General features: G+C 56.0%; 21 protein-coding genes. 7 read left to right on the plus strand and 14 right to left on the minus strand.

Annotation, left to right across the window (positions count from 1 at the left end; all coding sequences use genetic code 11):
• The first annotated feature begins 214 nt into the window (after positions 1-214).
• From P9230_RS05790 to P9230_RS05810, 5 genes are all read left to right on the plus strand, one after another.
• Positions 215-1,468: a CaiB/BaiF CoA-transferase family protein gene (locus P9230_RS05790; RefSeq protein ID WP_278117829.1), complete on the plus strand. Its 1,254-nt coding sequence runs from the start codon at positions 215-217 to the stop codon at positions 1,466-1,468.
• A gap of 108 nt (positions 1,469-1,576) precedes the next feature.
• Positions 1,577-3,013: an NAD-dependent succinate-semialdehyde dehydrogenase gene (locus tag P9230_RS05795; RefSeq protein ID WP_278117831.1), complete on the plus strand. Its 1,437-nt coding sequence runs from the start codon at positions 1,577-1,579 to the stop codon at positions 3,011-3,013.
• 117 nt (positions 3,014-3,130) lie between these two features.
• Positions 3,131-4,699, plus strand: coding sequence for an acetolactate synthase large subunit (locus P9230_RS05800; protein WP_278117833.1), 1,569 nt, complete (start codon positions 3,131-3,133; stop codon positions 4,697-4,699).
• A gap of 30 nt (positions 4,700-4,729) precedes the next feature.
• Positions 4,730-6,454, plus strand: a complete 1,725-nt coding sequence (araD, locus tag P9230_RS05805; RefSeq protein ID WP_278117835.1) for an L-arabinonate dehydratase — start codon at positions 4,730-4,732, stop codon at positions 6,452-6,454.
• Between the two features lie 10 nt (positions 6,455-6,464).
• Positions 6,465-7,856, plus strand: a complete 1,392-nt coding sequence (locus tag P9230_RS05810) for an FAD-dependent oxidoreductase (RefSeq protein ID WP_278117837.1) — start codon at positions 6,465-6,467, stop codon at positions 7,854-7,856.
• Between the two features lie 28 nt (positions 7,857-7,884).
• Here P9230_RS05810 and P9230_RS05815 read toward each other — a convergent pair whose 3' ends face one another.
• From P9230_RS05815 to P9230_RS05845, 7 genes are all read right to left on the minus strand, one after another.
• Complete coding sequence (locus tag P9230_RS05815) at positions 7,885-8,970, minus strand: ABC transporter ATP-binding protein (protein WP_278117839.1); 1,086 nt, start codon at positions 8,968-8,970, stop codon at positions 7,885-7,887.
• 57 nt (positions 8,971-9,027) lie between these two features.
• On the minus strand, positions 9,028-9,771 hold the full coding sequence (locus tag P9230_RS05820) for an ABC transporter permease (protein ID WP_278117841.1): 744 nt from the start codon (positions 9,769-9,771) through the stop codon (positions 9,028-9,030).
• A 68-nt stretch (positions 9,772-9,839) separates the two neighbouring features.
• A complete protein-coding gene (locus P9230_RS05825) occupies positions 9,840-10,691 on the minus strand; it encodes an ABC transporter permease (RefSeq protein WP_278117843.1) in 852 nt (283 codons plus the stop codon).
• A gap of 117 nt (positions 10,692-10,808) precedes the next feature.
• Positions 10,809-11,882 carry an extracellular solute-binding protein gene (locus tag P9230_RS05830; RefSeq protein WP_278117845.1) on the minus strand — a complete coding sequence of 358 codons (1,074 nt, stop codon included), beginning with the start codon at positions 11,880-11,882 and terminating at the stop codon, positions 10,809-10,811.
• Positions 11,883-12,030: 148 nt separating this feature from the next.
• On the minus strand, positions 12,031-12,639 hold the full coding sequence (locus P9230_RS05835) for a malonic semialdehyde reductase (RefSeq protein ID WP_278117847.1): 609 nt from the start codon (positions 12,637-12,639) through the stop codon (positions 12,031-12,033).
• A 41-nt stretch (positions 12,640-12,680) separates the two neighbouring features.
• The gene (locus P9230_RS05840; protein WP_278117849.1) at positions 12,681-13,220 is read right to left on the minus strand and encodes a flavin reductase family protein; all 540 of its coding nucleotides are present in this window, start codon (positions 13,218-13,220) and stop codon (positions 12,681-12,683) included.
• Between the two features lie 10 nt (positions 13,221-13,230).
• A complete protein-coding gene (locus tag P9230_RS05845) occupies positions 13,231-14,544 on the minus strand; it encodes an LLM class flavin-dependent oxidoreductase (protein WP_278117851.1) in 1,314 nt (437 codons plus the stop codon).
• A gap of 422 nt (positions 14,545-14,966) precedes the next feature.
• Between P9230_RS05845 and P9230_RS05850 the strand changes: the two genes are divergently transcribed.
• Positions 14,967-15,641, plus strand: a complete 675-nt coding sequence (locus P9230_RS05850) for a TetR/AcrR family transcriptional regulator (protein ID WP_278117853.1) — start codon at positions 14,967-14,969, stop codon at positions 15,639-15,641.
• A 79-nt stretch (positions 15,642-15,720) separates the two neighbouring features.
• Here the strand turns inward: P9230_RS05850 and P9230_RS05855 are convergent, their stop codons facing one another.
• The 4 genes from P9230_RS05855 to P9230_RS05870 form a co-directional block, all read right to left on the minus strand.
• The gene (locus P9230_RS05855) at positions 15,721-16,557 is read right to left on the minus strand and encodes a thermonuclease family protein (RefSeq protein WP_278117855.1); all 837 of its coding nucleotides are present in this window, start codon (positions 16,555-16,557) and stop codon (positions 15,721-15,723) included.
• Positions 16,558-16,560: 3 nt separating this feature from the next.
• Entirely contained in the window at positions 16,561-16,974 is a 414-nt protein-coding gene (locus tag P9230_RS05860; RefSeq protein ID WP_278117857.1) for an excalibur calcium-binding domain-containing protein, read from the minus strand.
• Between the two features lie 24 nt (positions 16,975-16,998).
• Complete coding sequence (locus tag P9230_RS05865) at positions 16,999-17,844, minus strand: PAN domain-containing protein (protein WP_278117859.1); 846 nt, start codon at positions 17,842-17,844, stop codon at positions 16,999-17,001.
• Positions 17,845-18,193: 349 nt separating this feature from the next.
• Positions 18,194-19,786, minus strand: coding sequence for a hypothetical protein (locus tag P9230_RS05870; protein WP_278117861.1), 1,593 nt, complete (start codon positions 19,784-19,786; stop codon positions 18,194-18,196).
• A 295-nt stretch (positions 19,787-20,081) separates the two neighbouring features.
• Here P9230_RS05870 and P9230_RS05875 point away from each other — a divergent pair, with 295 nt between their 5' ends.
• On the plus strand, positions 20,082-20,399 hold the full coding sequence (locus P9230_RS05875) for a hypothetical protein (protein ID WP_278117863.1): 318 nt from the start codon (positions 20,082-20,084) through the stop codon (positions 20,397-20,399).
• A 954-nt stretch (positions 20,400-21,353) separates the two neighbouring features.
• On the opposite strand, the gene P9230_RS05880 is transcribed toward P9230_RS05875, so the two are convergent.
• From P9230_RS05880 to P9230_RS05890, 3 genes are read right to left on the minus strand one after another with little or no spacing between them, the layout of a single operon-like run.
• Positions 21,354-23,189, minus strand: a complete 1,836-nt coding sequence (locus tag P9230_RS05880; RefSeq protein WP_278117864.1) for an AAA family ATPase — start codon at positions 23,187-23,189, stop codon at positions 21,354-21,356.
• Positions 23,186-23,677, minus strand: a complete 492-nt coding sequence (locus P9230_RS05885) for an ABC-three component system middle component 2 (RefSeq protein WP_347403966.1) — start codon at positions 23,675-23,677, stop codon at positions 23,186-23,188. Before P9230_RS05885 ends, P9230_RS05880 begins: the two co-directional genes overlap by 4 nt.
• Positions 23,670-24,770 (minus strand): ABC-three component system protein, encoded by a 1,101-nt coding sequence (locus P9230_RS05890; RefSeq protein ID WP_278117868.1) that lies wholly within the window; start codon positions 24,768-24,770, stop codon positions 23,670-23,672. The genes P9230_RS05885 and P9230_RS05890 overlap by 8 nt, the downstream gene beginning before the upstream one ends.
• Positions 24,771-24,885: the final 115 nt, after the last annotated feature.

Raw genomic sequence — 24,885 nt, forward strand, 5'->3', positions numbered from 1 at the left:
ACATCATTGACGACGATGCGCGGGTTTGGCAATAGTAGCGTCGAAAACCAGGCACCCACCGGGGTGTGCCGGCGCCACGGGATGAAGTTGTGGCTGTCAGAGCGACCGGAAGAATGGTGGGCAGGCTTGGGTAACAGCCTCCCCGGGACGCACAGGCTACCTGGCGAAATCAATTGGCGAACCGCTGCTGCGGTTCCGCAGGAGAGGAAATCTAATGGATGATGTTACGCTTCCACTGAAAGGCATCAAGGTTCTGGACCTGACTCGCGTTCTGGCGGGACCCTGGCTCACAATGTCGCTCGGCGACCTGGGGGCGGACGTCTGGAAGATTGAGAATGTCGATACCGGCGACGACACCCGGGCTTGGTCAATCCCCAACTACAAAGGCGTTAGCACCTACTTCCTATGCGCTAACCGCGGCAAGCACAGCATTGCAGTCGACCTGAAGGCAAAAGAAGGCCGGGAGATCATCCTAGCTTTGGCAGCACAAGCTGATGTTGTCGTGGAGAATTTCCGCCCGGGTACCATGAAGCGGTTGGGCCTCAGCTATGAGACCATGCGTGATATAAATCCAGCAGTTATTTTCTGTTCCATTTCCGGCTACGGCCAGACCGGGCCGGAAAGCGACCGTCCAGGTTATGACTTCATCATGCAGGCCGAAAGCGGCCTCATGTCGATCACAGGAGCTATCGACGGCCCGCCGAATCGACTCGGTGTTGCATTTACAGATGTTGTTGCCGGTATGGTCGCAACACAATCCGTGCTCGCAGCACTCTACCAACGAAAAGAGACAGGAAAAGGCCAGTTCATTGACGTTGCTCTAATCGAGACGACGCTCAACCTGCTGATCAACGTTGGCACCGGCTATCTGAATGCTGGCGTTGAAGCGACCCGCTATGGCAATGCTCATCCTAGCGTGGTCCCGTACCAGCTATTCGAATGCTCAGACGGGTATTTAGCCCTGGCTGTTGGCACAGACAGGATGTTTAAGGATTTCTGTGTGCAAGTGATCGACCGGCCTGCGCTTGCGACTGATCGTAGGTTCGCCACAGCGCACTACCGTGCCCTCAACCGCGACCAGCTTCTAATTGCGATAGGTGAAGTTCTTGCTACCGAGCCGGTCGAACATTGGCTGACGTCTTGCCGGCAAGCTTCGGTTCCCGCGGGCCCTGTTTACTCTGTCTCTCAAGCGCTATGCACGCCAACAGTGGTAGAAAGGGGCATTGTTCAGTCCTTGCAACATCAGGATCTTGGTACTGTGCAACTGATCGCTCCAGCGCACGGCTTGGCTGGACAAAGGATGCGGCAGCAGAAGGCACCTCCTCTGTTGGGGGAGGACACTAAGGCCGTCCTCGAATCTGTTCTGGGATACGATCACGAACGTATCAAACGCCTGGCAGCTTCAGGCGTCGTCCGGTGCTACGGAGATGAGAAACCCTTAGGCCAAACCAAAGAAATCGCATCGTGAACGATCCGCGATTTCCCTGAGGTACCCTTACTAGCAAAAGTTGTCTCGCCAGACGGGCTTCCGCGCCCACGCAGGTCGGGGCACGTATTCAATGGAGTCGCGAGCCGAATGAACAACTATCCTGACGTTCAGCTTTACATTGATGGGAAGTGGCGCCCCGCAGAAGGCGATCGCTGGATTTCTGTAACTGATCCTTCGAACGCCCAAGAAATTGGCCGAGTGGCGCATGCGACCCAACGTGATTTGGATGCGGCACTGGTCGCGGCAGACACGGGGTTCGGGATCTGGAGCCGCACCTCGGCCTTCGAACGGGCCAAGATAATGCGTCGCGCGGCTGAAAATCTGAGATCACAAGTCGAGGAGATTGCGCGCTGGATGACCCTTGAGCAGGGGAAGCCATTGGCCCAGTCACGACTGGAAGCGCTCGCAGGTGCCGACATTATCGATTGGTTTGCTGGTGAAGCACAGCGAACCTATGGCCAAGTCATTCCTGCTCGTGCTTCGGACATATTACAAGTCACAATCAAGCGGCCGGTGGGACCGGTGGCAGCTTTCACACCCTGGAATTTTCCAATCAATCAGATCGTCCGAAAGCTATCAGCAGCGGTCGCCGCGGGCTGCTCCATCATAATTAAAGCGCCGGTAGAAACGCCCGCCAGTCCAGCAGGGCTCATAAAGGCTTTCGATGACGCAGGAATCCCCCCGGGCGTTGTGAACCTTATCAACGGACGTTCGACCGAAATTTCCCGCTACCTCATACCACATCCGATTATCCGCAAGATCAGCTTCACAGGATCAACTGCCGTCGGCAAGGAACTGGCGGCTCTGGCTGGACTTCACATGAAGCGCTCAACGATGGAGCTCGGGGGCCACGCTCCGGTTATTGTCGCGGATGACGCTGATCTTGATCTGGCCCTCGCCACTATGGTGCCTTTCAAATTTCGCAATGCAGGGCAAGTGTGCATCTCTCCCACCCGTTTTCTTGTCGCAGAAAGTGTCTTCGATGAATTTTCAGACCGCTTTGGCAGAGCGGCCAAGGAGATCAAAGTTGGCAATGGGCTACACCCCACGACAGAGATGGGTCCGCTCATCAATGAAAAAAGGGTCGAGACCGTAGATGGATTGGTGACCGACGCCCTCAAACGCGGTGCAAGATTGGTCGCCGGTGGCCGACGGATCGGCAATCAGGGATCGTACTACGAGCCGACTGTTCTCGCGAATGTACCGTCCTCAGCTCTCATCATGAACGAGGAGCCATTTGGTCCTGTTGCCGTGATCAATTCGTTCTCGGCAGTCGACGAAGCCATCGCAGAAGCGAACCGACTTCCTTTTGGGCTGGCCGCCTATGCTTATACCCGCGATGGAGCGCTGGCGACGCGCCTCGGCAATGAGATTCGTTCCGGTATGACCTCAATCAATCATGTAGGTCTAGCCCTTCCAGAAGTCCCATTCGGTGGCGTCGGCGATTCGGGTTTCGGAACTGAGGGCGGCTCGGAAGCCATCGAGTCATATCTCGACACAAGCTTCGTGACTCGCAAAGGCTGATCAAAAATAATGGAAATTAATTCCGTTTTTTGTTGATCTGGACGCTCGATAGTGGCACTTCTGACAACAGCGGGCCTCCCGCAGCTTCGGCAAAATGATCTTGCCCGGGAGAAAAGGATGAAAAGCGCTCAAATCCAGTCATCAAACGGGGCACAGAGTCTCGTCCACACTCTCATAGCCGGCGGCATTGATACGTGCTTTGCCAATCCTGGCACCAGCGAAATGCATTTTGTGGCAGCGCTGGATCAGATCGCCGGGATCCGCTGCGTTCTTGGACTGCAAGAGAACGTCGTTACTGGTATGGCAGACGGCTACTATCGGCTTGCCGACAGACCTGCGGCCAGCCTTCTACACTGCGGCCCAGGTTTGGCGAATGGCCTCGCCAACTTACACAATGCGCGGCGTGCTCGCAGCGGCATTGTAAATATCGTCGGCGATCAGGCGACATGGCACCGGCCTTATGACGCGCCACTTACCACAGATACCGAGGCACTGGCACGATCAAGCTCGGACTGGGTCAGAACTACAATGTCCTCAGCAGATGTCGGTCATGACGCAGCATGCGCTATCCAGGTCGCTCGCCGCACAGGCGGCGGCATTGCCACATTGATCCTGCCGTCAGATGCCTCGTGGGATGCAGGTGGCGCCGCAGCAGCTCCTTTGCCTGATCTTAGTCCGACACTGCCTGATCCGCATGCCATGGAGGTTTCCGCTAGAATCCTTAGAGACCACGGTCAGACGACGCTCATACTCCTCGGCGGTAAAGCCATGCTTGCCGCCTCGCAAGAGGCTGCTTGGCGGCTCGCGCAGGCGAGCGGATGCGGCCTCATGTCAGAGTATGTCTGCGCTCGCATCTCTCGCGGGCGCGGCCGAATCCCTCTTACCCGCGTGCCATACACTTTGGCTGAGGCGCAGAAGGCTCTCTGGAAGTACAGCCACGTCATCCTAGTAGGTTCGCGACCGCCGATTGGGTTCTTTGGCTACCCTGGCCAGCCTTCAATACACTACAATCCAGAAACCATCTTCCACGTTCTGTCGAGGCCCGATCAGAACCCAGCATCAGCCCTTACCGACTTGGCCGACGTGATGAACGCGCCGAAAGTGACCATGCCGGACCCGGGACCGCTACCGGAGGAAACTACTGGCGCGCCAACGCCTGAAGGGTTTGCTCGCAATCTGGCCGCCGTGATGCCCGAGGGTTCGATCATCTCGGACGAAAGCGTTTCGTTCGGTCGAGGCTTTTATGAGCACACCTTCACCGCGCCCCCGCACGACTGGCTGCACCTCACCGGCGGAGCGATTGGGGATGGTCTTCCGGTCGCAACGGGAGCCGCTATCGGCGCTGGGGGCCAGCGCCGTGTCATAGGGCTGCAAGCAGATGGCTCGGCAATGTATTCTCTGCAATCACTTTGGACCCAAGCGCGTGAGCGTCTGCCTGTCACGACGGTCCTTCTCTCGAATCGAAAATATAAGATCTTGATAAACGAGTATGCCGGAGTAGGCGCCAGCCCAGGTCCGACTGCAATGAACATGTTGGACTTGGCAGATCCCGACCTCAACTGGGTGAAGATCGCCGAAGGCATGGGTGTCGAAGCAGCGCGGACGGATACGTTGGAAGGCTGCGCCGACCTTATGAAACAAAGCTTCGCGACACAGGCTCCCTTCCTGATCGAGCTTGCGATCTGAACGACAAGTTACGCAATTTAGGAGACAGCCATGGGCAGCCGTGACCCAAAGTCATTTCGTAGTGCGCGCTGGTTCGTTCCCGACGACATGAGGACACTCAGTCACCGAGCACGTATCCAACAATTGGGTTTTGGGCCAAAGGATTTCGACGGCAAGCCGGTTATTGCCATTCTAAACACATGGAGCGATCTCAATCCTTGCCACGGCCACTTCAAGGCGCGTGTGGACGACGTGAAACGAGGAATTCTTCAGGCCGGCGGCTTCCCCGTAGAATTGCCTGCTATGGCACTCGGCGAGGTATTCATGAAACCCTCGACGATGCTCTATCGCAACCTGCTTGCAATGCAGGCGGAAGAGCAACTGCGTGCGAACCCGGTTGATGGCGTAGTGCTAATGGGCGGCTGCGACAAGACGGTCCCAGGTTTGCTGATGGCAGCGTTCAGCATGAACATCCCAGCAATCTTCGTGCCCGCCGGCCCTATGTTGTCCGGCAACTGGCGTGGGGAGCGCCTTGGGAGCGGAAGCGACATCTGGAAGTTCTGGGCCGAGTTGCGGGCAGGCAAAGCCGATAAGGCAATGCAGGAAGGAATCGAGAGCGGCATCGCGCGTTCGCCCGGGACCTGCATGACGATGGGTACGGCCTCGACGATGGCCGCGATTGCGGAAACCCTCGGTATGACGTTGCCCGGTGCGGCGTCTATTCCTGCGGTAGACGCTGCACATGTGCGCATGGCCGCTGCAGCAGGCAGGCGAGCCGTCGATCTAGTTTGGGAAGACTTGAAGCCGTCGGACATTCTCAACACAGCAAGTTTCGACAACGCAATCAAGGTCGCACTAGCCATGGGAGGCTCGACCAACGCGGTGATTCACCTGGTCGCGCTTGCAGGCCGGGTGGGGATCAGACTGGCTCCCGAGCGATTTGATACCTTCTCGGCTGAAATCCCTTTCATCGTCAACGTACGCCCCTCGGGCAAGTATCTGATGGAGGACTTCCACTTCGCCGGCGGAGTCGGTGCCGTGTTGAAAACACTCTCAGATCGTTTGGATCTCACCACCAAGACCGTCAGCGGCGTTCCCCTCGGCGACGCCATCGCACCTTTCCAAGTCTATTTGCCCGATGTGATCCGGCCCCTCGAAAATCCTGTCGAGCCAGCTGGTGCACTCGTGGTTCTGAAGGGCAATCTGGCGCCAGACGGCGCGGTCATCAAAAGGAGCGCGGCTGAGCCGCGTCTTTTGAAACATCGTGGCCCCGCGGTGGTCTTCAGAGACTACAACGACATGACAGCGCGGATCGACGATCCCGCACTTGAGGTCGATGAGAACTCCGTCCTCGTGCTTCAGAATGCGGGCCCCAATGGGGGACCAGGGATGCCGGAATGGGGCCAGCTTCCCATTCCCATGAAGCTGCTGGAAAAAGGCGTGCGCGATATGGTGCGCATTTCCGACGCCAGGATGAGTGGCACGAGCTATGGCACTTGCATACTGCACGTGGCGCCTGAGTCGTTCGTCGGCGGTCCGATCGGACTCCTGCGCGACGGCGACATCATTGAGCTTGACGTCGCCGCTCGTCGACTAGACGTCGTGCTAAGCGCCGAAGAGATGGCTGCACGTCGTGGTACATGGAAGAAGCCGCAGCAGAAGTATGACCGTGGCTACGGCTGGATGTACAGCCAGCATGTCAGTCAAGCAAACCTTGGTTGTGACTTCGACTTTCTGACAGGCAACGCCCCAATCCCTGAGCCGGAGATTCATTGAGAGGCTTTCGATGTACCCCGGCATCGACGAATCTTTTCAAGGAAATCGCCTCCTTTCACCTTCGTTCTGGTTTGACTTGAACGGCCCAGCTTCGTCCGAGCCTGATCTCCAAGGCGACGTACGCGCCGATGTTTGCGTCATTGGTGGTGGTGTCAGTGGTTTGTCCGCTGCATATCACCTAACTCGTAAGTCCCCAGGCCTGTCGGTGATCACGTTAGAGGCATTAACGGTCGGCTCAGGAGCTAGTGGGAGAAATGCCGGGCAGTTGATCGTCTCCTTCGGCGGAGGAGATCTAGGCGCCCAAGTTCGGCGCTACGGCGCCGAGAACATAGGCCTAGCCCTCGACTACATCAACTGCGGCATCCTAGGGATGGAGAAGGCGGCCGAGGTCGAGAATTTTGACTATGATTATGCTCCCAGCGGCTACTTGAAGACAGCGCTCCGCGTAGAGGGCGATTCAGAACTGGAGCGCTATAAGTCGCTGTACGATCAGCTGGGGCACGGTGCTCACTTCACTTACCTCAACCAAAGCCAGGTAGACTCGGAACTTCATAGCCCGTTGCTTGGTGGCGCACTATTCGACCCAAGAGGGGGTCAATTCAACCCGCTTAAGTTTGTTCGTGGTTTGAAAGACTCCGTTTTGCGAGGAGGCGGCCAAATATATGAGATGAGTCCGGCGCTGACGATCGACGCGACGGGGCCGCGGATTGTCCTCAAGACTGCTCGCGGCACCGTCACCTGCGAAAAGCTGATCGTGGCTACTAATGGCTTTAGTCATCTACTTGGTGGAATTGATTCACTTGGACTGAAACGCGGTCAGTTGCCCCTAATTGTAAGGGCTGCTGTCACGGAGCCTCTCCTTAAAGAAGACTGGTTGATTGCAGGCTGGCCACGCCGTTCGGGAGTCAATGTCCTTTCCCAACTTTTCTATTCTTTTGCGCCTACGCCTGACGGTCGACTTTTGTGGGTCGGTGGCTACAACACCTACGCACCACATCCACGTGCCCCTTTGCCCGAACATTATCCGGAGCTTCGCCAGGACCACATCCTAAGAGCCTTTTTCCCGCGTCTCTCGCATGTTCTCACTGCCCGAGTATGGGGCGGCCCGATTTCGATTACGGCTGATTGGGCTCCTCACGTCGGGTTCGCCCGGGACAAACGGATCACGTACGCCTGGGGATGCTGGGGCCATGGCATGGCCATCGGATTCCGTAACGGCCGCACCTTGGCTGAATTGACACTGAGCCCAGATGCAGAGGCCGGACAACTATGGTTTGTGAGGCGAGCCAAACGACGCTGGCCACCAATTCTGGGCGCTGTCGTCGCGCAAAAAGTCATCCAGGATAGGAGGCGGGGCAATCGCAAGATCGCTGCACGGATCGGTTTGGATCTCGACGGATAGCACGACTATTCTCTGTTGGATCGACCTCTCACTCAGCGTTGATAATTAAGCAGTCACTGGCATTCCATTCGATGAAAACCCGTTGTCCCGCGGACGCAGCGTATCGGTCGCGGTTGATGTGTTGTTGTTGCTCTACAACGGCGCCTGTGCCTAGTCGAACCCAGTGCCGCTGGATTCCATTTGAGAACGTTGTATCTATAACCTCGCCTTCGAGCGCATTGTCTCTATCAATCCTAACGGGCGTGATCGTCATGGCTTCAGGTCTGATGCAGACACAGGCCTTTGCGCCAACGTCGCCGGATAGAATCCCGTTTATGGTGAGCCCTCCGGCGCAATGAGCGACTGCGCCAGATCCGCGCCGCTCCATCTTCTCGATGGCGAACAGATTGGCGCTCCCCAAAAAAGAGGCGACAAAACGATTGCGGGGTTTGCTGTAAAGTTCCCTTGCAGAGCCGATCTGGACAATTTCACCGGCATTCATGATCGCAATCCGATTGGCCATAGCAGCCGCTTCGCCTTGATCATGGGTGACGTAAAGCACCGTTGAGCCGAACTTCGCGTGAAGCTGCTTGATCTCGAACTGAAGGCCCTCACGTAAATTCTTGTCGAGCGCGCTAAGTGGCTCGTCCATGATTAGTAATGAGGGATTGTAGACAGCGGCCCTAGCAAAAGCGACCCGCTGCTGCTGACCACCCGAAAGGGCACTCGGCAACCGCCCAGCAAACTCACTCAGGCGAACTTGAGCAAGCGCGTCGGCAACCCGAGTTTCGATCTCCTGAGGGGACGTTCCGCGCATCTTCAGCGGAAATGCAATGTTTTCCGCTACCGTCTTGTGCAAAAATAGGGAGTAGTTCTGAAACACCATCCCGATGTTGCGCTTAAACGGCGGAATTCCTCCAATGGAGTGTCCGCCGATTACAATATCGCCACCAGAGGGAGCGACGAAACCAGCTGTCAGCCCCAGCAAAGTTGTCTTGCCGGAACCGCTTGGACCGATGATTGCGAAAAACTCTCCGGCCTCGATGGTGAGGTCGGTCGGCTTCAGGGCAACGTGCTTCCCATAAGCCTTGGTAATGCCACGATAATCGATCCGCTTCCCGATAGCTGGATTCATCGCATTTCGGTCTCCGGACCACGTGGGTGAAAAACTCATTCCCATTCAGCGCTGACCTTACTTTTGCGTATTAAGCTTCTTGTTGCTCGTCCTCTGCAGCAAGGCCACCGCGGACAGGAGACTCAATGATACGACAATGGCTGCAGTGGACGCCGCAGCTATCGTCGGTTCCATCTGGAAACGCAGTTCGTTCCACATATAGACCGGCAGAGTCACGGAGGAAGCGTCCGTCAGAAACAACGCAATGATGATTTCATCAAAGGACGCTGCAAAGGCAAAAATGGCGCCGATGGTCATACCAAGCCGGATCATTGGCCAGGTAACATGGATGAATGTACGCCAGTCATTGGCGCCTAGCGTCATTGCCGCCAGTTCCATGTTCGGAGAATAGCTGCGCAGGGCGCTCGAGACCGTGATGAACACAAGCGGCAGCGCGATCGCTGAATGAATTAGAATAACACCAAGTTTGGTGCCGATTAGCCCAGCCGCAGCGACAATGGGATATGCGCCAATAGCAACAATAATCTGGGGCATAATGAGCGGCGCTACGGCCAACCCGGTAAGAGCGGTTCCGAAGCGAATTTTGCCCCGAACAATCGCGAGCGCCGCAAGAGTTCCCAATATGCCCGCAACGGCCGCGACGGCAACGCCCGTCACCAGCGTGTTCCAGATCGCCAAGCGATAGCCTTCGCTCTCAAACATTTTCAGGTACCATTGGCTCGAATAACCCGGAACCGGAAAACTGATGTAGCGGTCGGAGCTGAAGGAAACAGGAACAATCACTAGGATCGGCGTGAGCATGTAGACGACCGCTACCACCGTCACGATGATTGAGAAGAATCTTGTAGCTCGAGTGAATAGCGTCCACATCACGAAACGCCGACCTTGATACCACGCCATTTGGCCAAGAGAGAGATGGCCCAAAGTGTGCCGACGACCATGAGCAAGAGCACCGTTGCGAGCGCCGAAGCGAGCGGCCAGTTCAGCGTCTTTGTCACCTGCTGCTCGATCAGGACGGCGATCATCGTATTTTGATCGCCTCCAAGCAGGGCTGGTGTGACGTAAAATCCTAATGCGGTGATAAAAACCAATACGCAACCGGAAACGATCCCCGGCAAGCACATCGGAATATAAACATGGAAAAAGACACGGAGCGGATTCGCACCTAATATTTCGGCGGCCATTAGCTTTGTATGATCGACTTGCCGCATTACACTCACCAACGGCAATATCATCATTGGCATCATGACCTGAACCATTCCAATTTGGACCGAAATCTGGTTGTGTATCAGCGTCAATGGTTGCTCGATCAAACCCACGTCTCGAAGCGCCGAATTAAGCACGCCTCCTCGCCCGAGTATCGCCAACCATGCGTAGGTGCGCGTCACCACGCTCGTCCATAGTGGCACCATCACGCATGCAAATAACAAATTAGCTACTGCGGGTGATGATGTGGAAATAATCTGCGCGATCGGAAAACCTATAATCAGAGCAACAAAGGTCGAAATCAACGCGGTCTTGAAAGTGATAAAGAGAACTCGGAGGTAGATTTCGTTGGTGAGGATTTCGCTGAACTGGCTAAGGTCAAAGGCTAAACCGTGAACGCTGCGAGTCAGGACCACTGCCAATGGCAGAATGAATGTAGGGACAAGCAGCAAGGCTGGGGGAATTATCATTAACTGCAGCGCCCTCTCAGGCGTCCAGGCCTTGCTACGGCTCATGCTCGTTCCTTGGCGGCTTTCAACACCCGGTTCCAAATTAAGCTCGCATTTTGATCATAAAAGAGGCGCCGTCGACCAGATTTCGGTCGACGGCACCGGGTCAGCCATGGGAGGCGATTAACCCAACAGCCACTTGTTCCATTCAGCATTCAATTTGTCGGCATTCGCGGCCAACCACTTGAAATCCTGGAACCGATTGGTCGATGCGTACTTCGGGTCCATGGCCGTTCTCGCCAAGCGCGCCGGATCACAAAGCGGGATTGCTTTGGTGTTTGATGGCCCCAATGCTACAAGATTGGTCAACCTCGCCTGCGGCTCCGGACTAGCCATATATGCCGCAAACTTCATTGCTGCGTCTTTGTTCGGATGTCCCTTGGGGATGATGATAGCGTCGCCATCCAGAACCGTGTTTGTCGGGGTATAATTGACCGGGCGCTTGTCCTGCACAAGCGTGTCGGCGCGGTTGATCCAGAGCATTGCCAAGTCGACTTCACGACTCGTGATCATCTGCTGCGACTGAGCTCCTCCTTCATACCATGCGATCGAGTCGCGCACTTTCTGCAGGACGTCCAATGCCTTTGTAATATCGAATGGGTAGAGATCCTTGATTGCGATACCGCGGCTAAGCGTAGCGATCTCAAGCGTCTGGTTCGAACCTTTGAAAAGACCCCGAGGCGATTTCAGGTCGGGGCTGAAGAACTCCGTCCAGCTTTTGGGCTCTTTTCCAGCGGGAAAGGCGTCGGTGTTCCAGGCGAGTACTGACGCTGCAACGTCGACAATGATATAATTATCGTCGTAGGTGCCCGCGAGAAGCGAGGACTTATCCACTATGCTATAGTCGATTGGCTCTGAGAGCCCCATGGCCTGAGCCATTGCGGCATCGCCCGCTGAACCCAGGACGATGTCCGCCTGCCCCCAAGCCTTGGCCTCAACCATCGCCTTCAGCTCTGCTAGGCCCTTATATGGCTGAGGGTTGATTGGTATGCCGACCTTTGCATAGTCGTTGTACCATGCCTTTTTCAACAGCTCCAGCCAGTCACCTCCTCCGCATGTCACCATAAGTTCGGTCGGCTGGCTCCTCGCAATTGTCGGGGCGGCGAGGCCCGCGAGCGCAAGGGTAGCCGATCCAGCGGCCGCCGTTTTCAGTAGCTGGCGACGCGAAAGCGAATAGTCTCGATTCTCCGGTTTCATTTTTGGATCTCCCATTGGTTAGTCGGCTGAAGTCGGCCATTTCGACTAGCGGTGGCTTTTCGCCTAATTTTATCGATCCGGCTCCCACTCATCATATGCGCCAATAAAGCCGAGTCAATCAAAATGGAATTTAATTTTGTTTTTTTCATCATGCGAATTTGCACGCGTCTTGAAGTGTCAAACGGGGCAGCCTGGGAAATAGCTTTTCTGGATCACCGCGGCCAAGGTTTACGAGGAAATTTGCCCGCCAACTCGTATCCTTGAAGAAGGCTTGATCCACCACCTCGCGCTTGAAGCCCGACATGGGCCCCGCATCGAGCCCCAGAGCCCGCGCTGCGAGGATCAGATATGCTCCCTGTAGAGTGCCGTTTCGAAATGCGGTCTCTTCGGCCATCGCTGGGCTGGAGGTGAACCATGGCCTGGCATCCCGATGAGGGAAGAGCTCTGGGAGTTTGTCGTAAAAGGCCGTGTCATAGGCCACGATTACAGTGACTGGAGCGGACATGGTCTTATCCATATTTCCCGAAGACAGCGCGGGACGGAGCCGTTCTTTGCCTTCGACGGTGCGGATAAAGACAAATCGACCAGGGCAACAATTGCCCGAAGTCGGTCCCATCTTGACCAGATCGTAAAGCCTCCTCAGCGTCGCGTCCGACACCTGCCCATCCAGCCACCCATTGTGAGTCCTTGCCTTGCGGAAAAGGCGATCCAAGGCCAGTGCCGACAGTTCAATCTGTTGCAACTCGGATTCAGGCACCTGAGACTCCGCCAAGTTTCTCATTGTTGCGCCGCTCCGCGTTACAGAGCCAATTGGCGGAAGCGCCGATCGTGGAAGACTAAGGGTTGAGCCTGCTGAGGTACCGAGTGCGCCGCCAGCTCCAGCAGGGCTAGGACGTGATCCCCAGCGTCGACTGTTTTGTAGAATCGACACTCCAGGCAGGCGATCGCACCGGTGATGAAAACAGCTCCTCGGGGAGAGCTACTCCACTCGACGTTCGCAAATCGATCACCTGTTTTCTGGGACAGCTGACGACAAATTTCAGCCTGGGAATCTCCTAAAATTGAGAGACCTGTCCAATCGCAGCGTTCCAACTTTTGCCAAGTTGAAGAACCTTTCTGGATGCAGATCGAGACAAGCGCCGGCTCGAGCGACACCGAGGTGAAGGAGCTTATCGCCATACCAGTGGGCACCCCGTCTATGAGGGCGCACAGCGCCACAACACCTGATGGGAAGCAGGAAAAGACCGACCGAAGACTACTACCATCCAACTGAGAAACTGATATCCATTCCATCGAAAGGCTTTCACGGAAATTGACGGCATGTGGTTGCATTTGCATGGCGAATTCCTCAGTTGCCCTGTCGCAGATGTTCTCGGAAAGTCCGGCCCTCGTAGTCCCGTCGGTAGACCCCCCGACGCTGAAGTTCGGGCACTACCATGTCGACGAACTGGCTGTAGGATGTCGGCGTCAACGAAGGACAGATAATGAAACCGTCGCAGGCTTCGGCCTCGAACATCTCGTGCAACGCATCAGCCACGGTGGTGGGCGATCCGATCAACTGTGGGGCCATTTGTCTAACACCCCAGATGTAGCCCACATCGCGAAGAGTGCGGCTATCAGAGCCTTGCAGGATGATATCCATCATCCCACGGGCTCCCTGCGTAATTTCCATGTCCTCAAGAGGCTTGTCTAACGGGTAGCCCGATAGGTCGATACCGATGGCGTTGGAGACTTCAGCCACACCAAGTTCTGCGCTGACTAACGAGTTGATGTAGTCCGCTTTCTCTTGTGCAATTGAATCTGTTTCACCGATGACCACATCGACCGAAGGGAGGATTGCGCAATGGCTAGGATCGCGACCTGCTGAAGCCACCCTTCCCTTCACGTCGTCATAAAACTTTTTCATGTGCGCAGTGTCGGAATGCAAAGTGAATATGACCTCGGCCCAACGTGCTGCAAACTCACGACCGCGGTCGGAGGAACCTGCTTGCATGATCACCGGAGAACCCTGAGGGGATCGAGGGGTGGTGAGCGGTCCACGAGTTTTGACGTATTTCCCCTGGTAATTGGCGTAGTGAACTTTCGAAGGATCGGCGAAGACACCGGCCTTTTGGTCGATGACGAGCGCGCCTTCTTCCCACGTGTTCCAAAGAGCATGACAAGCCTCGACTACCTCGTCAGCGTAGTCATAACGCAGGCCCTTCTCCATCAGCCGATCGCCGCCAAAATTTTGAACTTCTCGATCATTAGTCGACGTGACGCAATTCCATCCCGCGCGCCCGTTGCTCAAATGGTCCAGCGTGGCAAACGCCCTCGCTATGTGAAAGGGCGGGTATAGAGACGTAGACATTGTAGCTGCTAAACCCAACCGGGACGTGACCCGCGCCACCCCCGCCAGGACTTGCAATGGCTCCAGTAACCAGGTTTGGCCGGGCTGACGTAGGTTTGGCTCGAAGGTGCCTCCGAAGGTATCGTGCAGCATCATCAGGTCGACGACGAACATGCCGTCGAATTTGCCGCGCTCTAAAATGCGAGCCATGTTCTCATAGCGCTCGGGATCAAGTGGACGCACCGCGTCGCTTTCAGGGTGTCGCCAAGCGCCATTGTGGTGCCAAGTTGGCGTGATGCAGCAGTATCCGACGAGATGCATCTGACGCGTCATTCAACTCTCCAGCCTTGCGAGCACGTTCAAACCGCCCCTCATTGCGACGCTAGGTCCTTTCCTGAACTTTAATTCCATTTGCGAGATCTGCTCTGAAATTGCCCGCCTTTGAAAGGGCGGGATTCGGCCACGCTGTTCGAGAGGATTGCTGCCTCAGAACCTAAAACCCCGGTCCCCCAGCAACACCGCTATCTAACCAAATTCGACCGACTTCGTAAAGATAGAAAATCGAATTTATTCGACTTTCTCTGAGGGGTGACCTTCATCACATCCGGCGAGATGCCGGAAGACGTGGAAAAATCGGCGTCACGCCGGTCGGTTTCCGGGTGGCCGGTTGACTTTTGTCGAACTAATTCGATTATAGTGGGAAATTCAAGAATGACCTTGGTGCCAATAAGTCACTGACTGAAGCGGCCGTTTCGATGAAGAATGAATTGAGCCGGAAGTCGGACCCGGGACAGGAGACCTCCGGGAAGCCAAAGGCCCGGCGCGAGCGTGGGAAAGCACGACTGCAGCTTTTGATAGCGGCAACCGATGAACTTGTATCCGAAAGAGAGTTGGGTGAGATCAGCCTGCAGCACATTGCGGAACGCGCGCATGTACCAATCAGTTCAGTCTACCACTTCTTTCCGAATCGGGAGGCAGCCTTTTTTCAGCTCGCGCGTGAGTATATGGCAGATTTCGAGCGACTTTCCGAAGCCTCTCTAAATCGCCGTCCCCCAAGCTGGCAGGCATACATCTCCGAAAGAGTTTTGGCCTCTGCGGAGTACTGCAACGCAAAGCCAGGCGTTATGCGGCTTTTGCTCGGGCCCTATTTCGCCGATCTCCGGCGCGACAATGTTGCCGGTATATTCAACGTGGCCAACGCTCGGGTTCTTGCACTTCACCACTTCTTTCGCATGCCAGAGGTCGCCGACCTTGCCGATAAAATCGCGACGGCGATTGCGCTAGTCGATGGCATTCAATCTCTGTCATACGCCATACACAATAAGGTCACGCCACACTACGCGGAAGAGTCAGCCCGAGCGGCGGTATCCTACTTGCGCTCATTCCTACCTGATGTAATCCCGCCGCACGAAACTGACGAGGCGAGTTAGAGAGCGTCGTGCCTCGAGGAACCATTGGTTCATCAGGCCAGCCATGACTGAATGTCTGAAAAGCCGCGTTCGCAAGCAATCAGCAGAGGGTTTCGCAGGCAACTCCATCACCGTCGCGATCGAGTTTTCGGCCCCATGAGCAGTTATGGAGATACCATTGCGCTTCAGCGCAAGAGCTTATCTGGGAGCAGTACCGCCGCGGTACACATGAGTAGGTAGCGCCCTGAGCAACCAACTTCCTATTGATCAAAGGGAGGGGCTGGCTTGCGGGTGCAGTGCCGTCGGCATGCGACGCACGCCAATCCCAAGGCGTTTGGAAGTTGCCAACCCACAAGCCGATCTTTGCCGCTTCCGCTTTCGCCTGCTCCGAGGCATATGCCCCGTGGCTATAGCGTGGCCAATCGAGCGCCTGCCCATGTTCGACCATCCACGCCGCCACCGGTGTGCCGTCGGCGCGCCGGCAATCGCCAACGTACCGATGATAACGATCCCAAGTCACGAACGTGCAATCAACCGGGCGCGAGCTGGCTAAGAAACTGTCTAACGCTTCCGCCGATCGTCGACCGCATGGGTACTCGAAGCCCTTGGCGTCGTCGCAATATTGTTTGCTCTCGGGCGCGTCGATGCCGTTGAAGCGGATACGCTGACCGTGAACTTCGATCGTGTCACCATCGATCACCGATGCCACGCCGGTGATTGGCTGAGGTTTCGGGCCTAGCAAATTCGAGATGTTGATGTCGGGGATGCGGTCGCTGTGCTGCATGAACGTCTGAGCAGCCAGCGCGCCGGCCGCTGCGACCGTCACGAATATGAGACGCCGCGGAACGCTCGCCCGAAGCAATACACGTGAGCGGTTTGCGGCAACGCGCTTGCGCCACTTGCCTGATCCATTGTCATAACGTGATTGCTTCTTCACAGTTCAACGCTCGCAGCCGATGCCGTCATGGTCGCGGTCAAGCCGATTTGGATCTGATCCACTTATGGCTACAGGGCCCTGCACCACCGGATTGTTTCCCGTGCCGCCAGCGCAGTCCAAGTCGCGACCGCCAGATGGTCCGGAGCGATAGCGCTGCACCACGGCGACCGCCCGCGCACCATCACCTTCGATATGCGTGTTGTCGCTGTTGGGGTTAAACGGATCGACGGTTTGCAACAGGCGATTCGTGTTGCCAGCATCTCCCGAAGCGAGCGTCATCGTATCATAGTTGTTGAGGTAATCGGCGCCGCAACCGGAAAGGGCCAGCAGCAACACTAGACCGAAGTGCGTAGGGCGCGTGACGGCAGCCTTGCGATTGTTGGCTTTTTGCTTGAGGTAAATAAGTGTGCCCACCACTTCGCCCCTCCCGCTACAACTTTGTTAGTCCCCGACGCTCTTAATGCCGGAGGCGACCGCCGAGTTATCTGACGACTGAGAGACGCTGCTGAGAAGCGTGCAAGACATCTCCTTGCTGCGGAAATTGAACCCCTGGCACGAACTTTCGTTCGCGCACTGCAAAATGCAGTCTGGATACCTAAGCTGCCCTGACCAGTACGGATTGCCCGAAACCTCCGTGTTCTTTGCAAACACGAGATTCGAGTAGTGGAGGTTGCTCTCCACCACCTTCTTAGCAGCCATAACCGAGTCTTCGCTCTTCACGAGAATGGACGCATCGCCTTTCATGAAACAGGCCTGATACTTGGTATTGTAAGTTACCGCCAGACACTTGAAGTCCCGGTCGCAGGCACTCTGACACTCCTCAGCGCTGATGCCTCTTATGGGCATATTCGGAAGGTCGTTCCCAATAGCGTCCCATCCGGACACGATGACAAATCCACTGTCAGCATCCGGGCCAGCAGGCGTTGCCAGTGGCGGCGATGATACCCCAGCCGTTTGTCGACGAGGATCCGTATCAAAATCCGCTGCTGCAAAAGTTCGGCCGTCGAGCCAAGCACAATTCGTCGCCAGCTGCTTTGCTGTGGCATCCGTCAGACCGGCTTGCGCCAAGGTCTCCGGTGTCGAGATAGGCGAGACTGGTTGAGTATCTAGACCTAGTCTGTTTACGAGCTCAACGTTCAGCTCCACCCCGCCAACCCATCGGCGCGAATAACACCAAGCGGTGTCCCAAGAGCTGTCTTTTTCGTCCTTGAAATGATGCCCTGAAACCAGCTCCCATTTCTCTCCTTGGAAATCGACCGTCTTGTTGGCGAACTTCGTAAAGTCCACGGTGACGACGTCAGGGTCTTTTGGTGCAGCAGGTGGGATCGGCGCTTGCGTGGGCCGTGGGGTGGGAACCGGTACGGTTGGCCGATCCGCCTTCTTTTCCGCGGTCGGCTCAGTAGTCTCTGTCCGAGGTACAGTTATTGGAGGGGGGGGCAATTGTGGCTTTTGCCACAGTCCCAATTTTAGGCCCAAGCCGATCCCAACTGCCGCTACGGCAATCGCGCCTCCGGTTGCCATCCGCCTGAACGCCGCGGCTTTGGCCACCTTTTCCTGGGCAGCGGCCTCTGCCTGAAGCGTTGGAATTGCAGACCGTTTAACGACAAGGCCGACGGCTTGCTCGAGGAGGGCCGTGTTATGCCGGACGAGCATTGCCCTGCCCCTTCATCGACAGCTTCACCAGTTCTGCAACATCGGGCGGCAGTTCCTGATTCAACGCCGTCCGCAGGACCTCTGGATCATCGGTGAACAGCGGAACGTAAAGGATCTCCTTGACGACCTTTTCAATCTCGACGGGGACGTCGACACGCTTCTCGACTTCTTTCTCAACGATCTTTTCGACTGGCACTTCGACCGTACGAACGCGACGCCACCGCCATCGCAACAGCATGCGGCGAATTAGAGACGACAGACGGCTTTGGGACTGGACTTCTCCGCGAGCGGCTATCCGCTGCAAAGCAAGTGCCACCATCGCTGTGATTGGCCCCGCAAGAGCGGCGATCACCGCCAACGAACTAAACCAAATGACTGAGATCACACCTGCCTGTTCAGGAGTCACCTTCTCTGGCTTTACACCGTACCATCTGGCCGCAATTCTCCGAACTTGGTCGGTGCGCGCCATTGGAATCCGCTCCTTTTCTAGGGCCGCGAGTTCCTTGGCAATTTGGTCCTGCCTAACCTGATTTTGCGCAGAAACGGTCGCTTTGTTGGCCTCGGCGCCCTGGGCGGCGGCCAATCTCTTACCAGCCTCATCGAGCCTTCTTTGCCAGCTCGCGGCGTCTGCATCGCGTGTCTGCTCAAGATTCGATCGCCGATCGATGAGCTTCTGACGCTGATCGGCCGTCATCGGCGGACTGTTGGCGCGCAGCCGATCGAAATCGGATCGCAGCGACGCGATCTCCTGATCCAGCGGATCTATTTGGGCATCGAATTTGGCACCGATCTTGGATCGTGGATTTGCAAGCTTAGCGACCTCAGCCTCCAACTTCCGAGCTGAATCGCTGTCGCCGGAGTCTCGCGCCATCTTGATGCGTTCAACAAAGCTGTCGCGCTGGCGTTCAAACTGGTCGACGGCGCCCTTAATCTCAGCATCGCGCTGCTCAATCAGCGACGATCGAACTGCATTCTTCTCTTCGATCTGATCGCGAACACGAGACGCCTCCGGAGTAAGAGCTGTCGCCCCTTGCAATTCCGCATCGACTTCCGCAATCTGTGTCTGGAAACTGGCGCGGGACTTCTCCGCAAGCGCGGTCATTTCTTCGAACTCGGCGCGAGCCTGGTCAACCTGGTCAGATTTGCGTCCGAGTTCGTCCGAAGAAGCGAGCTTCGAGGCCTCCTGTTCAAGTGCGTCGATCTTGTTGACCAAATCCTCATAGCGGAGCTGACGAAGCGCGCCTGCGCGTTCCATGCCCATGAAGACGGTCTCGAAGGTGATACCGGCCAGAATCAAGAGGAAGGCAAGCACAATGGGCTTCCAGATCCAGGACGCGCTGAAAAGGAGCGTCGCAATCGGAATTTTCGTCAGCTCAGCAATCGCAACCATCAGAAATGGCGCACTTGCCAATGTCAGATCCATTGCAGTGACGGATTCGCTCGCTGCGAAGGCCTGATACCCAAGCGCAACGCCCGTCGTGAGGCCGATAGTTGCTGCCGCTATCTCCAGCGCCCACGCACCCCTATAGGTCCATTGCCCATAGGTCGCGAGCTTTTGGCTCATCGTCGCTTGCATTTTACAACCCCCAACCCGTACCCACTCGCGGATTTCCGGCATTACACCGAAAAGTAACTATGTTCGCAACTCTCCTTGATGCGTAAGCGGCAAATATCGGGACTCGTAGTTAAGACCCCAGCTATTCGCCTTTTACCGGACTAATCTGCATACCTGCGTTCAAACCGTAGAACGGCTGCAATTTTACGACCGTCCCTGCTTTGGATCATTACTAATGCAGCAGGTCGGCACGCATCACGAGTTCAAACCCGCCATATCTGTCACGCGCGATAAGCACAGGCGCAAATCGTCGTAATTGGGCAATGCGCTGGGCTTTGGTTCCCAACTCCTCAAAGTCGGACTTGCAGACGAAGCCGCCAGGAAAACATGTCATCTAATCAAAGCACTGGGAGCTACGATCGATAACAATGTCACTGTAGGAAAGACATGCGGCCCGCTGGCCAAGGTTGCACGTGAATGCCTGCGCATTCGCCGCGAGCGGGGCCAGCGCAAAAAGAAAAACAAGCAAGCTACACATGCTTCCCTCGCAAACGGTGTCGAAGCGATAGACAGCGATTTTCCAAGAATTTCAACGCGACATCGACTGAGTAAACAAAATCAATTTCTTCGTTGACGACCTCCGCAAACTGCGCAATTGTTTAATGGGGGGCATACCTGGCAGCAAGATATTAGATTTAGACACGAGGCGGTTCGTCGCGTGATCATTGTTGACGTATGGCATTTTGCGGAGTGGGCGTTCTATGGGGAGAAGATTCGCAACACTGGCGATCGTATTTTTACTTGGCTACATGCCGTCCGCATACGCAGACTGCATCGGCGAAGGCGACTACAGAGTTTGCACCGATTCTTACTCCGACTCCGACGGCGATCAGCACATCCGATCGTACGACACCGAGGGCAATAACTACTCGATCGATACTGACACCCAGAAGCTGCCGAACGGCGGCCAAGAGATCACCAGCAGTGACAGTGAGGGAAACTCGTATTCCATTCGCTCTTGGTCCGACAGCAGCGGAATCCATTCAATGGACAGCGACGGAAACGAATGCACGATCACGCCGTCAGGTACCATAATCGGGTGCGGACAATAGGAGCCCCGCGTGAAGAAGACCGCTGTCTTTGCGATCGCTAGTTGCCTAGCCGCTATCGTGGTCGCATGGCTCGCCGGGGTGCGCGTTCTCGTAATCCAGCCGATAGGAGCCATCCCAGATGGTGTGACTGCGATAGTCTATGGCGTACCGAACCTACGCCTGGTCGATAGCCCTGATGCGATCTGCCAACGAACCCAAGGCGGCGTCAGCCTGCTCTGTCGGGGAATGACGGCGGCAGCGATTGCCAACCATAGCACTATCTTGGCCCGGCTCCCGTACAGCGAGATACTTTTTCGGCTGAGTGGAGCTCCGAACCTCGATCGCTGAGATAGGAGGCTGCGGACCATCGCGGAGATTGAAAGCCTAAAATGCGGCAGAGACGGCTTTCCATTAGCGATATTATGGCGAGGGTCGAAGACGTTATACACCCTCGGGATGCTTTCAAGGGCGATTTGCTCAGTGGTATTGCTAACTAACTACAATAAACCGAACCGCCCGTCAGCCGGGTTCCGGGTAAACACCGTCATCGCCAAGTTTGATTGAACACTCTCTGGTGGATGCTGATTTTCGATAATGATGATCTGGCTCCCCTTCCCATGATGCTGGATCAGGTAGTGGTAGAAGCGCTCCTTCAAATCAGTTCCCTGCAAGGCGGTATCTTCGTCGCCTTCGGGTTTGAAGTACGCAAGCAGCGGGGAATCCATAACCACGAAGCCAGGGTGCGGCAGATCATGCTCCTGGCAGTACTCAAGTAGGGCGAGCGTCACGGCGGCGTGCGTGATCGCGCGAAGCCCCTTTCCCCGGCTCCCTCTTGGCTTGCCGTCAATCACGAAATCACTAGCTTCTTTGTCGAAATGCACCCTGCATTCCCCCGGAAAATTCCAGGCCCGCAGGATGCTTTCCACCTTTTGTGAGAGCGCATGCGCAGTGGACTCGGGAATCCCTGTAGCCACCTTGGCTGGGGTGTCCCTCGGCGTTTCCGGAACGTCGTTTATCAGGCTTTCTCGCCTGGCTTGCAACTTTTGGACCTGCCCATGGAGGCTAAGAATTTTCTGCTGTTTCGCCTTGGTCTCCAGGAGCTCTTGGAAGTTGGCGCGCGTTTCGGCGACTTGCGGTGCAATCGTTTGCGCGATTTCGTTCTGCAGCAAATCATACTGCTTGTTGAATTCGTTGTTATTGGTACGAAGCGCCGACGCTTCCTGCCTCAGATCGCTCACCGTCTGGCGCAGCTCGAACGACAGGCGTTCGATTTTCAAAATTTCCGCATTGGCGGCTTCGACGACTGCCTCAATATTTCCATCGCAGTCGGTATCGGTGTGTTGTTGATTGGGAGCCGCGCCACATAGTGGGCATGAAACTTGCTCGACATGGACGAACAGAGAGCCCTCTTCGCGAATTGCCTCCAATCGCTTCTTGTCAACGTGATAATGCTGATCCAGAAGTGCGAAGCGCGCCAGTAACTCTTCGATCTCGACAAGGCGTTGCTCAACCGCCTCGCGGGCCACATACACTTCGCGGCGCATGGCGACTGTTTGGTCAAGCTCCTTCTGAACGGTTGCCAGCTCCTCCCGCCGACCTTCAATGGTTTGATCAAGCTTATCCAATTGGTCATTAATTTCTTCGGCCGTTGCGCCGTGCTCAGCGATTTGATCGGTTAGCTCACTTATCAACTCATCGATAAGGGCGAGCTGCCTTGTATTATCACCATCCGCGTTGTCTGACGCCGATATAACTGATGAGTCATCCACGCCGGTCAGCAAGAGTTTAAGGGTGGCAAGCTCTGCAGTCTTGAGCGTAAACTGACCACCCCAGAAGGGCGAGCCTGATTGCTGAATCTCGCCTTCCTGGATGATTATCAGGCGCGCGAGATTTCTAAAGCTAAGGCTTACCGTGGTTCCGTTTCGCGCACTCTTGAGGATGCGCTTGCCGAGCAGACCTATCTTGTCCAGCAAGAATCCAGAAACATTGTCCACTTTCTCGTGGCCGTGGCTTTGTTTCAGTTTCCTGGGCTCTCCATGACCTTCGCCAAGCGGCGTGATGATAAAGTCTCCGCCGGAGATACCTCGGTCGAATTTCCAGGCGGTTTCGTCACTAGCACCCATCGCGAGCGCTATCGATGCGTACGGGACACGCTCAGGAATCTCCTTTAGTGAGGAGCCCCCCAACATGAAGTCGATGGCTTCGGCAAGGAAGGATTTTCCAGTGTCGGATGCACCGCAAATGACGTTAACACCTTGCGTGAACGCGAGTTTAGCTTCCTTGCCGCCGGGTGCGCTGAAGCGCATCTCGTCGAGATGAAGATAGGCGCTCATGAAAGCAGCCCTGGCGTCTGCGGAGGTTGGAACTGACTAGCCCAGCCTTCGAAGAATGCCCGCGTCACGCCGCGTATCTCCTCGGCGGCCAGTGTGCCAAACCGCTCGACGGTCCATTTTGCGCGATCCAACAATGCTAGCGCGTATTCCGCTTCCAAGAGCGCGACGAAGGGAGATGCTTTGTCCGTGGCTGAAAAGGTAATGCCCTCGGAGGAAACCGTGCGTTCGACTAGCGCGCGGCTGACCATCAGCATCAAACCTCGCTCAACCAATTCCCTGCGAACAAGAAGTTCGCCTGCTCGCAACGGCAAAGGCGCGTGCAAGCTGTCAGGGCCACCCGCGTCCTTGGTGTGAACTGTCAAATAGTCGAGTTCGACCAGCTTTTGGAGATCGTAGCTCTCTGGGAAAGCGGCGAGCAATATCGCCAACGATCGCATTCCAGTCTCCAACGGGCTGTTGAAGGCCGTGCGACGTGATACCTCAGACATTCGGCACCACCCACGTGAGTCTGTCCTCGTTGGCGAGTTGGTGACATATTCCCTTCTTGTCTTGCGTTTTCAAAGCTGGGGTCAGCGCGTTAGACGAAGGCGTCAAAGCCATGGATTTATCCACAGTCGCGCGCATGCGCTCGAAGCCATTCTCATGATCCGGGTCATCGCAGGTATCGATCACGGCATGATAGACTTCGTCCTGTAGATCCTCGAACGTACCATTGGGAACTGTATCCCTGGCGAAATTACGGAGCGATTCAGCGTGATAAAAGCGCTCACGCTGGCGTAGAAAATCGCGCGCGGAGTGGCTCCCCGCCGCAATGGATGACGGATCGGCGTAGGTTTCGCCGTCCCGCTCTCCATAGGCATCTAGCAACTGGCGGATGTAGCGGCTTTCGTGCGCGCTGACAGTAGCCGGCGGAGCCGCAGTTGGGGCGCGGCCGGGCAATCCCCCACCAAACCGCACGGTATGATAGGGCGTCGTGACGTGCGCAGATAGAAGCTCCAGAACTGACTTCGAGGAAAAGATCGAGAAATCAAAACTGTCGAAATGTGCCAGCAGCGTCCCGGTCAGTTCCACATCCACCATGGTTGTGATGGCGTTCCGGCAATGTTTGTCCCAGTTGGCGCGCGCCTCGATTTTGAGCTTCGCCGGGGTATTCAAAAGCCTCTCCAGCGTGGTGCCAATATCATTGGTGCAGATGAAAAAATGCTTTTGCGGCGGAATGAACTCCCCTTTGTAGGAGTAGTAGATGATCTTGCCGATCTCGACCCATATGTCGGAGGGCCGGAGCGGATGATCATATCGCTTGCATTGAAAATTCTCCCACGGACCTGCGAACCCATTAGCGGACAAGAAGCCCGCGATATCAACACCGTAGTCACCAGCTCCACCGAATCTTCTCACCTTCAGGAATGGCGGTATCAATGTGGTCGCCCATTCCTCGGTGAACTCTTCCCACTCGTCAGGTGAGAAGGAGCGAACGCGAACACCTTTTGGAATGGGCAGGCCGCTCATGACATGCGCGGCTGTCGGCGTAGCGGTGTGCGGCTTCGGATTGATGGGCTTCAAGGCATTGGGATCGAGCATCTATTCACCGCCAGGTTAACCGGCACCTTCGGAAAAGCCTGACGGCTCCATCCAGCAGCGACTTTGCCGAAATCTCCATCCGGCAGCAACTTTGCCGAATCAAGGGCCAGATGCA

It is taken from the genome of Mesorhizobium sp. WSM4887 (genome assembly GCF_029625865.1).
GTDB lineage: Bacteria > Pseudomonadota > Alphaproteobacteria > Rhizobiales > Rhizobiaceae > Mesorhizobium.

Bases quoted from the DNA above. Each gene is read 5' to 3' on its own strand.
- P9230_RS05825 (WP_278117843.1), bottom strand. From the start codon at position 10,691: ATGAGCCGTAGCAAGGCCTGGACGCCTGAGAGGGCGCTGCAGTTAATG.
- P9230_RS05840 (WP_278117849.1), bottom strand. From the start codon at position 13,220: ATGCAAATGCAACCACATGCCGTCAATTTCCGTGAAAGCCTTTCGATG.
- P9230_RS05830 (WP_278117845.1), bottom strand. From the start codon at position 11,882: ATGAAACCGGAGAATCGAGACTATTCGCTTTCGCGTCGCCAGCTACTG.
- P9230_RS05870 (WP_278117861.1), bottom strand. From the start codon at position 19,786: ATGCAAGCGACGATGAGCCAAAAGCTCGCGACCTATGGGCAATGGACC.
- P9230_RS05790 (WP_278117829.1), top strand. From the start codon at position 215: ATGGATGATGTTACGCTTCCACTGAAAGGCATCAAGGTTCTGGACCTG.
- P9230_RS05880 (WP_278117864.1), bottom strand. From the start codon at position 23,189: ATGAGCGCCTATCTTCATCTCGACGAGATGCGCTTCAGCGCACCCGGC.
- P9230_RS05850 (WP_278117853.1), top strand. From the start codon at position 14,967: ATGAAGAATGAATTGAGCCGGAAGTCGGACCCGGGACAGGAGACCTCC.
- P9230_RS05800 (WP_278117833.1), top strand. From the start codon at position 3,131: ATGAAAAGCGCTCAAATCCAGTCATCAAACGGGGCACAGAGTCTCGTC.
- P9230_RS05890 (WP_278117868.1), bottom strand. From the start codon at position 24,770: ATGCTCGATCCCAATGCCTTGAAGCCCATCAATCCGAAGCCGCACACC.
- P9230_RS05795 (WP_278117831.1), top strand. From the start codon at position 1,577: ATGAACAACTATCCTGACGTTCAGCTTTACATTGATGGGAAGTGGCGC.
- araD (WP_278117835.1), top strand. From the start codon at position 4,730: ATGGGCAGCCGTGACCCAAAGTCATTTCGTAGTGCGCGCTGGTTCGTT.
- P9230_RS05845 (WP_278117851.1), bottom strand. From the start codon at position 14,544: ATGACGCGTCAGATGCATCTCGTCGGATACTGCTGCATCACGCCAACT.
- P9230_RS05810 (WP_278117837.1), top strand. From the start codon at position 6,465: ATGTACCCCGGCATCGACGAATCTTTTCAAGGAAATCGCCTCCTTTCA.
- P9230_RS05885 (WP_347403966.1), bottom strand. From the start codon at position 23,677: ATGTCTGAGGTATCACGTCGCACGGCCTTCAACAGCCCGTTGGAGACT.
- P9230_RS05815 (WP_278117839.1), bottom strand. From the start codon at position 8,970: ATGAATCCAGCTATCGGGAAGCGGATCGATTATCGTGGCATTACCAAG.
- P9230_RS05820 (WP_278117841.1), bottom strand. From the start codon at position 9,771: ATGCTCACGCCGATCCTAGTGATTGTTCCTGTTTCCTTCAGCTCCGAC.